Origin of the sequence: Chondromyces apiculatus DSM 436, from assembly GCF_000601485.1 — a bacterium.
Lineage (GTDB): Bacteria > Myxococcota_A > Polyangia > Polyangiales > Polyangiaceae > Chondromyces > Chondromyces apiculatus.
Window position 1 is genome coordinate 51,319 of record NZ_ASRX01000002.1, and the last position, 13,413, is coordinate 64,731.

General features: G+C 63.5%; 5 protein-coding genes and 1 pseudogene. All 6 read left to right on the forward strand.

The genetic code is table 11. The features are described 5' to 3' along the window. The first annotated feature begins 621 nt into the window (after nt 1-621). The 6 genes and pseudogenes from CAP_RS00575 (at nt 622) to CAP_RS00605 (ending at nt 13,376) form a co-directional block, all read left to right on the forward strand. Nucleotides 622-1,080 (forward strand): AAA family ATPase, encoded by a 459-nt coding sequence (locus tag CAP_RS00575; RefSeq protein ID WP_044234827.1) that lies wholly within the window; start codon nt 622-624, stop codon nt 1,078-1,080. Between the two features lie 453 nt (nt 1,081-1,533). Further along, nucleotides 1,534-1,896, forward strand: a pseudogene (locus tag CAP_RS00585) (AAA family ATPase); the annotation flags it as partial. Nucleotides 1,897-2,008: 112 nt separating this feature from the next. Then, nucleotides 2,009-5,416 (forward strand): STY4851/ECs_5259 family protein, encoded by a 3,408-nt coding sequence (locus tag CAP_RS00590; protein WP_044234835.1) that lies wholly within the window; start codon nt 2,009-2,011, stop codon nt 5,414-5,416. Continuing rightward, nucleotides 5,406-10,868: a DEAD/DEAH box helicase gene (locus CAP_RS00595; RefSeq protein WP_044234837.1), complete on the forward strand. Its 5,463-nt coding sequence runs from the start codon at nt 5,406-5,408 to the stop codon at nt 10,866-10,868. The genes CAP_RS00590 and CAP_RS00595 overlap by 11 nt, the downstream gene beginning before the upstream one ends. After that, entirely contained in the window at nt 10,865-12,103 is a 1,239-nt protein-coding gene (locus tag CAP_RS00600; protein ID WP_044234840.1) for a CHAT domain-containing protein, read from the forward strand. Before CAP_RS00595 ends, CAP_RS00600 begins: the two co-directional genes overlap by 4 nt. 49 nt (nt 12,104-12,152) lie before the next feature. Beyond that, on the forward strand, nt 12,153-13,376 hold the full coding sequence (locus CAP_RS00605) for a metallophosphoesterase (protein ID WP_197040928.1): 1,224 nt from the start codon (nt 12,153-12,155) through the stop codon (nt 13,374-13,376). Nucleotides 13,377-13,413: the final 37 nt, after the last annotated feature.

The window sequence follows — 13,413 nt, forward strand, 5'->3', positions numbered from 1 at the left end:
CGTGGCCGACCCGGTCCGGAGGCGTCGCCACTGAACGGAATTTGAGTTCGCGATGCCAATGGTTGGGGTACCGGACCCCGATGATTGGCGTGCGCGATGCCAATGGTTGGCGTGCGCGATGCCAATGGTTGACGTGCACGATGCCAAGGGTTGGGGTCCGTGATGCCAACGGTTGGCGTGCGCGATGCCAACGGTTGGCGTGCGCGATGCCAATTTGGGGGCGGACTGCTGAACGGAATTTGAGTTCGCGATGCCAAGGGTTGGCGTCAGCGATGCCAAGGGTCGGGGTCCGCGATGCCAAGGGTTGGGGTCGGCGATGCCAAGGGTTGGGGTGAAGGACGTGAAGGGTTGGGGTCCGCGATGCCAGGTCTCGGGGTAGGGGATGTGAGGGGATGAGCGTCGGCATGCCAAGGCTGCGGCCCGGAATGTGCAAAAGCTGGGTCCCGCACGAGCAGGGTCTGGGTCCCGGACGTCGTGGGTGGGAGTCGCGGACCTGAAGGGGAGGGGTAGGGGAGGTGCAGGGGTGGGCTCTGTGATGCCCGCAGTCAGAGGCCAGGAAGCCGCGCGCCCTCCCGGGTCAGGCTTGACCGGGGTCGCGGGGACGCCTCCCCTTCCTGGACCATGAACACCGCCCTCGAAGTCCGCGGCTTCAAGGCCATCCGGGACTCGGGCTTCCTCGGGCTCGGCCTACTGACCCTGCTGATCGGCCGCACCGGCTCGGGCAAGAGCGCGCCCCTCGAGGCGCTGCAGTGGCTCCAAGTGTCCCTCGGCCTCGGGCTGCGCGTCGGGACCCAGCGCCAGGCCGCGATGTTCGAGGGCCTCCTCCACCGCGGCGCCCACCGCATCACGCTCGTGGTGACGCTCGGGCCGGAGGGCGACGTCGAGGTGAGCTACGTGCTGGAGGTGAAGGCGGACGCCTCCGGCAATCCGGTCATCAAGCACGAGCCCTGCCGGGAGGGCAGCGACACGACGGCGCCCCTGACCATCCAATCGCGGGAGGTGGCCGGCAGCCCGGTGGTGCGCGGTATGAGGGTGCAGCGCCGTTGCGTGACCCGGATACCCTCGCCCTGTACTACGTGAAGAAGGACGCGGCCCCCGGCGCCGGGCGTCTGCGCGACTTTCTCCGAAGTGCCGTGTTCCTGCGCGCGGGGGACGCCATGGTGGGCCCGCGGGAGTGTGCGCCGGCCGGGAGGCGCCGTGAGGAGGGGCAAGCGCTGGACGAGGAGGAGGGCAGGCGCTGGTGGATGAGGAGGGGCAGGCGCTGGTGGCCCTGCTGCAGCGCTTGGGCCCGGAGGGGCGCGCCTCGGTAGGCGCAGGTGAGGAGATCCTGCCGGGCGTGGGCGGGGTGGAGGCGCTGCAGGGGAGGGGAGAGGGGAAGGGAAAGGGAGAAGGGGAGGGGGGCGGCGGGGAGGCGGCTGGCGCGAGGTGCGCACGCAGGGTGCGGGTGCAGGTGGGGGTGCAGGTGGGGGTGCGGCCGAGGCCGAGGCGTTCACGGAGCTCTCGCGGCTGTTGTAGGCGTGGGAGGGCACGAGTCGGCTCACCACGATTCTCGCGCTACTCGCGGTGCAGCCGCGCCCCAACCTGATCGCGAGCGAGGAGGTCGAGCACGGTCTGGACCCCTGGACGTTGCGCGCCGTGCTGGCCGCGCTCCGGCAAGCCTCGCAGGAGGGCGTGCAGGTGCTGCTGACGAGCCAGTCGCCCGTGGTGCTGGACGAGATGGACCCGGAGGAGGTGCTCCACATGCGGAGGGATAAGGGAGAGGCCGTCTACGAGTGCATGGCCGACTTCGAGAAGGTGAGCCGAAAGGACGGAGGGATGAAGCCAGGGGCGATGTGGCTGACGGATTACATGGGGGAGGGGAGGGGGAGGAGGGAGGAGGGAGGAGGGAGGAGGTGACGGTGAAGAGCGGGGTGTCCGTGAGGAGCGTGAGGTGTGGTGATCCCGGCCGTCTGGGGCACGGTGAGGGACTGTTGACGAGCGACCCAGGATAGATGGATCTTACGGGTCTATGAAGGAGGGGGGAGGCGGTAAGAAGGAGCAGAGCGACGCGCTGGTGTCTGACCTTCGCACACTCGTGAGGCAGATCCTGGCCAACCATGGGCTCGTGGCACCCGATCAGCGGCCTCTCTACGCCTACCGTGTCGATGAGGCGACGCTACACGCACTACAAACGGCGCTCACGTCGCGATTGAGTGCTCGGCATCGCCTTGATGATGACGAGAGCGCTGCCGCGCTCAGCCTCTTCGCCGCCACCTATTTCTGCCGAACATACCAGGGGGGCGCGTGGTCCTGGCGCGACGTGCTCGCAGCTCTCGACCATCAAGGCAGCTATACGGTCCTGTACGAACCCGTCGAGCGCGGACTCGCATACTGGCGTCGTAGTCTCCTCGTTGCTGCCCATCACCGAGGCTTCTTGCTCACGCTCGCCTGCGAGGGTGGCCTACCCCTCAAGGTCCTGCAGGCGCCCGAGCGAGAGTCACACATCAAGCGCTACTTTCGCGAGCTCGTGCGCGTGTCTGAGGCTTACAACCGTCCGGCTGCGGATATCGTGGCGCGCCATGCAGACGTTCTACCAGTCAGCCTCCACAACGATCTCGTCCTCGAGCTGAGCGCGAACCTCGTCGATGCGGTGGTCAAGCTCCGCAAGTGTGTGCGTGGACAGGCCGACCCCATTCACACTCTCGACACATGCCTACCTGAATGGCGGAAGTCCGTGCCGCTCCACCTTGATGATGACGTTGCGCGAGAGTTCCTCGATGGCCTGCTGCGCGCCCCCAGGGAGCCTACCACCGCGGAGGAGCCTGGCCTTCTTGTCGATACGCTGCTCCGTACCGAAGGGTCGCTCCGCGTCGAACGTCGCCTCGGAGGCCCGCCCGATCTCGCGGCCGCTAAGCTCGCGGAGCAGCTCCAGATTTCAGAGGAGGACTTGCCCGCGCGTCTCTACCTTCATCTCGTCACAGCGGACGGCGAGCGGCGGTTATGTGCGATCGCGACTGCCTCGGTTGCTGGTGAAGGGCGCTACGACCTTCAGCTCCTCGCAAGTAGGCCGATCGACCACACCGCCGTCGTCCAGGGTGGGGTCCTGCTCGTGGCAGCCGTGGGAGGGCGGGACATCGCATGCATCCAGCTTCCCGGCGGTGAGGCCCTCGACAATGTTCCCTGGATCTTCGAAGGGCATGAGCAGCATCCCACCCATGTTCTCGTCGGCGTAGGGGCGTACCGCACCCGCGCTGAAAGCATCATCGCCGTCGTCGCGACCACCGAGGTCCTGGCACCCGAACCCGGGGCGCGCGTAGAGGACTGGGGCGAGATCGCAGGGTTGGATCGGGTCGTGAAGCGGGTGGAGGGCTCGGTCCAATGCAAAGGCGCGGAGGAGTCTTTCGTCATCGCGACCCGGCAGCCCAGCGCCTATGCCGTCCGCTTCATCCTCAGGGGCAAGCCTTGGTGGAGCGCTTCCACCAGCGCTGAAGCCTGGCTCGGACCACCACAGATCAAAGAAGTCGGTGCTGACGGTACCGAGCGATGGGTTCCGCCCGACGCCATCGAGTGGCGCCCCCGAAGGTCTGGTGCTCCATGGCAACGTCTCGACGCCACTGCGCTCGGAGCGGGCAAGATACGCGTTATCCGTGGTGGCGAGCAGGTCTTCCGCACTTCTTGTACGATTCTCCCGCCTGATTTTGACCTTCGCATCCATCCTAAGGACGGTGGTGGTGGCCATATCCGCGTGGAGAGTCGGGCCCTCGCTGACGTGGGTGTGATCGGCCCTGGTGGGGATGTGGCGCGCAAGGAGCATGCAGAGGCCGGAGTTAACGTCACTCTCCAGGCACCTGCGACACCGCCGGCCTTCGTCGACGTATGGCTCCGCTTTCGCGGGGGCGGGGAGGCTCGCTTCAACGTTCCCTACCCGGCACGGGTGGTCGTCTTCTCTGGTCGCGGGGGCGTGGCTCTGCGCAACGGAGATCGCGTCTCGCTGGACGGGCTCAGCCTCGTCCGTGCGCGGGCCGTCTCCCCGGTTCGCCAGGAGCGTTTCGCCCTCGAGGCACGCCTGGAAGGTAGCACGTGGATCCCAATTCAGCCTCTGCATGTCGTTGGCAACGGGTGCTTCGAGCTACCGCTCGACGTGGTGCGCGACACGCTCCGGGCTGTCCTTGCCTCGTGCGACGAGCTAGACCACACCGTCTCGCTGCGTATCGTCGGAACACAGGCGACCGCGCCGTGTATGTTGAGGGTCGGCTGGTACGAAGCCAGCCTCGAGAAGCGCGATTCGCCCGACGGCAGCTCGACCCTGTTCCTCGCGGACGACGCACGGCGCGTGCTCGGCGACGATGTTGTGGAGAGGCTGCGGCTCGTCACGCGACCGCTCCTCGAGCCTGAGGCGCCCGACCTCGAGTTGCCAAGCGAGAATGGCAGGTGGTCCTTCGTGCCGCAGGGCAAGGTAGTCGGCCCGTGGCTGCTTCTCGGCCTGCAGGGCGATACCTTGCGGCTCCGGCCACTGCGAATCACGGTAAAGGGAGAAGAGGCGCCGGAGTCTACGTCTCTTCTTGAGCGGGCAGCTCGCATCAAACAGATGCAGGCGCGGCAACGCGCTTTCAGCGAGGTGGTCGAGACGCTCGCGGGTGACTTCGGGCACCCGGACTGGCCTCGCATGCAGAGCTTTTTGCGCACGCTCGGCGTTTGGCCGGCGAGCACCTTGGATGCCGTGCGCGCGCTCGCCAGTCACCCCGGCGCCTCAGCAGTGGCTTTGCTGAAAGCCTCCAGCAACGATTTTGATCGGCTGTGGGACGGACTTGAGCAGCTTTCGCTTCTATGGTCGCTCATACCCATCTGTGCCTGGCTCCGCGCGGCTCGGCAGCTCTTGCGCTGGGTGACGTCGAAACCCCAGTTTCGAGAGGCGCTTGATTGGTCCACGTCGCGTGCGGTGAGCGAGTTGCTTGCCAATTTTGCCGCCTGTGGCCCTCAACGTGCCCGCTTTCTTGCCGTCGTCACGGAGCTCATCCACCTGACCTTGCTGGGCATGCCGCCCCAGCCTGGCGGGTCAACGCTAGGGCATTCCGATGCGCTGCACGCACGCCTCTCATCCTCAGAGAGGCCTGCGCTCTTGCGGCGGCATACGCACGACACGTGGCCAGCATGGGAGGTGAGGCAGGCGGCGGTGATCTATCGTGTCCCGAACTCGCTCCTTGAGCCCGAACTCCTTTTGCCTGAGTTCCCTTGTCGCGATGGCATCATCAACGCCCCGGCGCTTGCCGCTGCAATCAGCATGCATGGCATTACGACAGACGATACGCTCCGCTTCCACATGCGACGACTTCGCGCCTTCGACGAGACATGGTTCGATGTCGCGCATGCGACGGCACTGACCCGCATGATCGCACGAAAGCTAAAAGAGGATCCGGGGTACTTCAATGCGCTCTAACGAGTTCTTTTCCGCGCTGACACATGAACTAGCGCAGCGCGCGGCCCGGGCGACCGCGAGCCAGATCGGCCCGGCCAGTCGCGGCCTCCGCGACTATCTGCACACGTCGCTCGAGAGTGCTCCTGGAAACAAGAGCAGTTTCCTGGCGCCACCCGTATTCGAAGCTCTGTTCGATTGGGAGCGGTCGCCCATGACACTCGAGCAGGTACCGTTCCTCGATCGCCGCCTTGTCGACGCCATGGATCAGCCGCCGCCCCAGCTCGCGCGTTACCGCTTCGCACGCGACCAGCAGCCATTTGTCCACCAGCACCGGGCCTGGCAGCTTCTGCGGCGCGCCGAGGGGCGCTCCGTCGTCGTGCGCACTGGAACGGCCAGCGGTAAGACGGAGTGCTTTCTCGTTCCCATCCTGGATGACTTGGCGCACGAGGTCGCCGCCTCAGACAGCAGGGAGCCGCTCGAAGGGGTGCGCGCGCTTTTTCTCTATCCACTGAACGCGCTGATCAATAGCCAGCGCCAGCGCTTGAGGGCTTGGACCCACGGCTTTGAAGGTCGCATCCGCTTCTGCCTGTACAATGGCGCAACGCCAAGGCGTGAGAGGGGAGATACGCAAGCGCGCTCGCCCACGGAGGTCATTTGCAGGGAGAAGCTGTGGTTGAACCCTCCACCCATCCTCGTCACGAACGCGACCATGCTCGAGTTCATGATGGTGCGCAAGGACGACAAGCCCATCGTGGAAAAATCGCGGGGAAAGCTACGCTGGATCGTGCTCGATGAGGCGCACACCTACTTGGGCTCGGGTGCCGCAGAGATCGCGCTGCTCCTGCGCCGGGTAATGCATGACTTCCGCGTTGATCCTAGACAGGTTCGCTTCGTCGCCACTTCAGCCACCATTGCCAGGCCCGGCGCCGAAGAGCTGCTCCGGCTCTACCTGGCGGATCTCGCGGGAGTGGACCCATCCAGAGTTGAAGTCATAGGCGGGCATCGTAGCGTGACTCCCCTCCCGGAGCGGTTTGAGGCCGTGTCAGCACCGCTGCCCGACCTCGCTGAACTTAAAGCGCTCGACGATGCGACGCTGTTCGAGCGGCTGGCTTCGGTGCCTGCCATCCGCGATCTGCGCCTCCATTTGTCCGAGAATCCGAAGCCTCTACCTGTCGTGTCCGAATGGGTCTTCGGCCGGGAGTGCGAGGCTGCGCTTTCTGAGGAGCGACAGCGAACGACCCTTCAACTACTGGATCTTTGCTCTCGCGCGTGCTCGGCCGAGAATCACCTGCCGACGCTTCTTCCCCTGCGAGGACACTTCTTTATGCGCACGCAGCAGGGGCTTTGGGCCTGCTGCGACAATCGGTGCGACAAGAGGGCGGGCACGGCGCTCGCCGAATCCGACTGGCCCTTCGGCAAAGTCTACTTCGAGCGGCGCGAAGAGTGCGACTGTGGAGCGCGGGCATATCCCCTCGTGATTTGCCAAGGTTGCGGCACGGCCTATCTGGCCGTGCGCGACCACCATGGCACGCTGGTCCAGCCCCTACCCTCGAACGGTGATTTCGATGCGGCCGAGGGTGTTGATGACGACGAGGAAAGCGAAAGCGAGGTGGCGAACCCTCTCACGTACATCGCGGGGAGCACACAAAACGACCACACCTCCGCACCCATATCGCTATCGATGGACACCGGCATCCTCGAAGGTGGCGGCGAGCGACGGCGACGGATCGTGCTCCTCCGTCAGGAGAAGGGTTCTCACCGCTGTGCTCGTTGCGGTGACCGCGAGAACCTCCAAAACGAGATCTTCCGTCCCGTCCGCCTCGGCGGCCCCTTCTACCTCGGCGTGGCAGTACCTGCCATCCTTGAGCGGTTGGCACCGAAAAATGACCGCACGACGCGTCTACCCGCGGACGGCCGACGCCTCATCACCTTTAATGATAGCCGACAAGGGACGGCGCGGTTCGCAGCCCGGGCCCAGCTCGAGGCCGAGCGCATGTACATACGCGCCAAGGTGTATCACCAGCTCTGGAGCAAAGTGGGCAAAGCCGACCCGGTGAGAGAAGCTGAACTCATCGGCCAGATTGCAAAGCTGAAGGCGATAGAAGATCCTGATTTCAAGGCGATGCTGTCCGAGAAGCAGGACGCACTGGACCGGCTACGCACCACTGCGCGCTCCGGCGCGGTGCCGTGGAAGGAGATGCGCGAGTGGCTCGAGGGCGACACCGTGGTGGGTGAGTGGATGCGAACCAGCTTGAAGAACCGCTATGCCCCCGCGGAACTGTCGACTCAAGACATGGCCCGCCTATGTCTGTTCCGCGAATTCGTGAGGCGTCCGAAGCGGCAGAACTCCCTCGAAACCCTCGGCATGGTAGCAGTCCAGTATCCGGATCTCGCGAAGGAAACGCGGGTGCCTGCTCCATGGTCGAACCTCGCAGGGAACGATCTCGCATCTTGGATAGGCTTTTTGAAGATCGTGGTCGACTTCTTCGTCAGGAGCCACACAGCCATCGATTTGCCAAGGTCCTTCTTTCGCTGGATGGGCGCCAACATCAGTCCGACCCGGATCACCAGTCCGGGCGACAGGACCGAGAAGAACAGGAAGTACGCTTGGCCAACCATCGTGAAGGGCAAGCGACTTCCCCGTCTGGCGCGCTTGCTCTTTCTGGCCTTCCGCCTCGACGAGAAGGACCCGAGAGCGCGCTCCGACGTGGATGGGGTCCTGCGCGAGGCATGGGACGTGCTCAGGACGCGGTTGCTCACCGACACCGGCGAGGGGCTCGTCCTAGAACTGGAGGACAAGGCGCAACTCGCGCTCATCACCGAGGGGTGGATCTGCCCTGTGACGCGCCGTGTTCTGGATACGACGCTGCAGGCCTTCTCGCCCTACCAGACTGAACGCTGGCTCGATTCTCAACAGCGCTGCGAGCCCATCCAGATGCCCCAGATTTCGTTCCCCTTCGGGGAGCGCGGACAGGGGGTCTCGCCCGAGGACGTCGCCAGGTGGCTGGACCACGATGAACAGGTGAAGCAGGCGCGCGCAAAAGGAGTATGGACCGAGTTCTCGGATCGGATCGCCTCGTTCGGCCACGCGCTCTACTTCCAGGTGGCCGAGCATTCCGCGCAGCAATCGAAGTCGAGGCTCGAGTATTTCGAGCGGTCCTTCGAGCAAGGCGAGGTGAACGTCCTCAGTTGCTCGACGACCATGGAGATGGGTATCGACATCGGTGCGCTGACGGCAGTGGGGATGAACAACGCCCCTCCTGGCCCTGCCAACTACCTCCAACGTGCTGGTCGCGCTGGTCGCCGCGACGAGCCACGCGCGCTGGCTTTTACCCTATGCCAGGGCTCACCGCATGGCGAAGCCGTGTTCGCCGACACCTCGTGGCCCTTCGTCACGCCCGTGCATGTCCCTGTCGTGTCGCTCGAGCGCAAGCGCATCGTGGAACGTCATGCCAATGCAATCGCGCTGGGCTACTTCCTCCGTGAGGTATACCGAGGCGACGGAGCGAGCCTCCTCTGCGAGGCATTTTTCTTGCGTGACGGTGAAGAGCGGTCAGGCTCGCCCGCGAACGCATTCTGCCTCTGGCTGCAAGACCACGCCAGTTCGGACGAGATCCTCATGCGCGGCGTGCGGCACCTCATCGCGCGGACCGCGCTCGATGGCGTGAGCGGCAAGGAGCTGTTCGATGCTGCGCGTGAGAAGATCGAGACAGTCGCGCGGAACTGGCACGCCGAAGACGAGGCACTGGCCCTTCTGCTCGCCGAGGCCGGCTTCAAGCCAAAAGGAAAAGACGAGAAGCCCAGCAGCCCGATCCAGCGTGCCCTGTGGATTCAGAGGCGACGGCTCCGGGAAGAATACGTCTTGAAGACGCTCGCCAGCGAGGGCTTCCTTCCCTCGTACGGTTTTCCCCTTCATGTGGTGCCCTTCATCCACACCACCAAAGAGATGCTGGATTACGAGAAGGAGCACCGAGAGCGCGATGAGGGGTACGGGCTTCAGCGGGGTTATCCGGCCCGGCACCTTGCGCTGGCGATCCGCGAATATGCTCCCGGAAGCGGCATCGTGCTGAATGGCATGATCTACGAATCCAAGGGACTGACGCTCAACTGGAAGATCCCAGCGAGCGATGCGCAGGTTCGAGAGATTCAGTCGCTGCGCTGGGCGTGGCGGTGCGATAACTGCGGTCAATACGGGACGACTGCGACAAAGCCTTCCTCATGCAAAGGATGCAATAGCGATCGGCTCGCGAAAAAACATTACATTCGCCCTGCCGGCTTTGCGGTCGATATTCGCGAGAAGCCCCACAACGATTTGTCCCAGCAGCGCTTCGTGCCTGCACGTGAACCCTGGATATGGGCGGGCAACGAGCCTTGGGTAAGGTTTGAAGACTTCCCGGTGGGCCGGTGGCGCTACATGCAGGATGGCATCGTCTTCCACTGGAACGATGGTGTTGGACACCATGGTTATGCGATCTGCCTTCGCTGTGGACGAGCGGCGTCGGAGCGTGGACTAGGGGGACGGACCTCCATCCCGCACGAGCTACAGGAACACTCAAGGCTGAGGGGTGGAAAAGAGGACCCGAAGAGCGCACGTTGCCCAGGAAGCGATGGTGGCTTCGCCATCCAGCGCAACGTTGATCTGGGCGGCGAGGAGCATACTGACATTTTTGAACTCCAGCTCACGCGGCCTGACACGGGGGCTGACGTCTCCGATGCGACGGAGTGCACATCGATCGCCATTGCCTTGCGCCAGGCGCTAGCGGAGATGCTGGGAATCGAGCCCCGGGAGATTGGCTGGGCGGTTCCTGTATCAAGCACGGCGCAGCAGACTGCGGGTCGCTCGATCGTACTCTTCGACGCGACTGCGGGTGGCGCTGGCCATGTTGCTGTTGCGCGCGACCAGCTTCCCAGCCTGCTATGGCGCGCGCGCGCCATAGTCGCCTGCCCGCGGCGGTGCGACCGCGCCTGCCACGGGTGCCTGCTCTCCTTCAACACCCAGACTGTGATCAACCGATTGAACAGGAAGGCCGCACAGAGCGTCATCGACGCGCTCCTCCTCGCCGCGTCCCGGGATGCTGACAGGGCGGATACAGGCGCCAGCTCTGCGTTCCTCCAGGTCACGGCAGGGTTCCTCGGACAAGACGGAATTGCCCCTGTGCGCCTTACCAGCGGGGTCCCAGCGCAATTCGAGGTCATGATCGATAGGGAGCGGTCGTCGAACATCGAACTGCTGAGATCTACTCCCCTGGACGTGATGGTGTTCTGCCCTGGAGCCCAGGTGACGCCGGCCAGAAACAGGTTCGAGCTGCCACAGCACCTCGGCCACATGGCGACGTGGACGATCACGCCTCAATGCGAAGGTCGACTCGCTCTGGATGTCCTTTTGCTCATACGCGGCGAACCTATTCACCGCAAGACGTTCACCTTCATCGCTGCAGAGAGTTCTTCCCAGGAGCAGGAGCCACGGTCATGAGCGCGCCCGCGAACGCCTCCTACAATGTGCCCATGTCGGTGCCGTCCGCCGACGAGTGGACGACTATCTGGATCGCTTCCTTGCCCAACAGTAGCGACGAGCTTCACATCTCCTTGTCAGCGGTCCTCAACCGGCGTTACGAGGTCGAGGCAAAGGCGATGGACCTGTTCTCGCCTGCCGGCGGCCGGATCGAGCTTCAGTACAAGGTCAGGGTGAACCTCGATGTCGCCCGCGGAGAGCTGTCGAAGCTGATACAGGCGATTTACAAGAGTGACTTGCGTAGCCCGCAGCTTCTGTGCTCCGACCCGCTCAAGCTCGTGCCCGACGAGAAATTGCGAGAGATGTTCGCGCCCATCGCCGTGGTCGGAGAATCGGTGTTCCGCAGGCTCTTCGGCGGTCGACCACACTTCGAGGGCTATCTTCCAGGCGATAACGCGATGCTGCAAGAGGTCGTTCGTTCCGTTCTAACCAGGCCCAACAATCTCATCATCAAGAGCCCTGTGCGGCTCTTTCCCTGGACATTTCTGTACGACGAGACGTTCGATCCGAATAACCAGAGTTCCTTCAGTACCAAGCGCTTCTGGGGATTCAAACACCTGATCGGGGAGGAAATCGACGGTATCGCCAGGAGGGCACCCATTCGAAGGCCAGCCCGGTTGATTGCCGCTGTATGTCCTCAGACCGACAAGGGCGAGGAGCACGCGCGCGGGCCCCTCGGCCTCCACGCGACACAGCGCGATATCAGCGTAGAGTGGGTGAAGTCAACGGCGGAGCTGCGGCGCGCGCTCTCGAACTTCGACGCCGACTGCCTCTATTTTTATGGTCACGCCCACCAGGACAACCCGCCGCTCCAGACGACAAGCTGGCTGAAGCTGGACGGTCTGAACCTGACTGCCAACGAGATTTCGCAAGCCGAACCGAAATTTGAGAAGAACCCGGTTGTGGTATTTCTCAATGGTTGCGAAACCGCGCCACTCCACCTGTGGAATAACGATTCGGTTGCTGGTTTGCTCTGGGAAGAAGGCAAGATGCGTCTGTGTTGTGTCACCACCTTCGCGCCGGTTCCGGCTTCTTTCGGCAGAGCGTTCGGTCTGGCGTTCTGGAATGACTTTATCGAAGGCCGTACCCTCGGCAGGGCTCTGCTCGACGCGCGCATCCAGCTCTTTGAGAAGTACTCCAACCCGCTGGGGCTCCTATACACGCTCTTCGGCAAGACGGGCACCCAGTTCATCTAAAAAATAAAACAAAGCCATGCCCGACCGCATTCGGCACAAGACAGCATTCATGATCAGCGACATCCACGTCGGCGATCCGCAGAGCCCGGCGCTTGAGGATTTCGACAGAGACGCGGATTTCGCCCGCCTATTGCTCGAAGAAATTCCAGCGCGTACCCGTGGAGATGCGACGCTGATCATCGGCGGTGACTTCATCGACTTTCCGCAGATCCTGCCTGTACTGGGGAAGAACAGCCCGCATGCTCTCTATGGTACGACCGAGGAGGAGTCGGTCGCCCGGGTGCGTCGTGCAATCGAGGGTCACCACCTCGTCTTCTCGGCGCTGCGTACGTTTCTCGATCGAGGGAACCAGGTCTTGCTGCTGCCCGGTAATCACGACATCGATTTGCACTTCCCTGGGGTGCTCGAGGAGATCCAGGCTGCCGTCGGAGCTTCTCAATCGACGGACTTTGCGTTCGTGCCCGAAGGGTTCCTGCGAGAGAAGCGTGTGTACATCGAGCACGGCAACCAGTACGCCTTCGATAATCGCTTCGATCACTGGGAAAGCCCAATCCTTGAGGCGCCCGATGGCAAACGCAGGATCGAGCGCCCATGGGGGACCCTCTTCATGGACGAGACCTATAACGAGATCGAAGAGGCATACCCTTTCGTGAACCGGATATTCCCGCACGGCGCACTCGCGAAGGTGCTCCTCTACCAAGACACGAAGACCGCGCTGCCCAAGCTAGCGTTGCTCGTCAAGTTTTTCATGACCAAAGGCAAACGCTATCTGATCGAACAGATGCTCGGTGCAGGCCCGGAAGAGGCTGACGAGCCGATGACCCGTCAGGCAATTGAGCAGTTCGTGGGTGGTCTTGAGAAGCTCTCACACGAAGAGAAGCGAGCGCTCGTTGAGGAGGTCGCCCGCGATACAGGAGCCGCGGAAGAACACGAGGAGCCAGCGGCAGGAATGCAATTCGCCCCAGGGCTTCTCGGTCGCACCGACGAGAACGGCCTCGAGCAGCGTGCGCAGGAGGTCTTGCGTTCTGGCACGGTGGACATCGTCGCCTTCGGCCATACGCACAAGCCCGAGGCGCGCCCACTATTCTTCGGTGGCCGCGCGTGCAGTATATTCAACACAGGTGGCTGGATCCCAGTGCTCGAGATTTTGCCGCATGCACTCCCTTCACTTGCGGAGCTACGCGCGGCTTCTCCGGTACACGAACTACGTTATCTCGTCCTCGACTTTGATTCGGGTCCGGTTGGCTCGCTGGAGAGGCTCAAAACGACGTAAGTAGGCTGCGTGTACCCGCCACAGCGGCCGCCGCTCA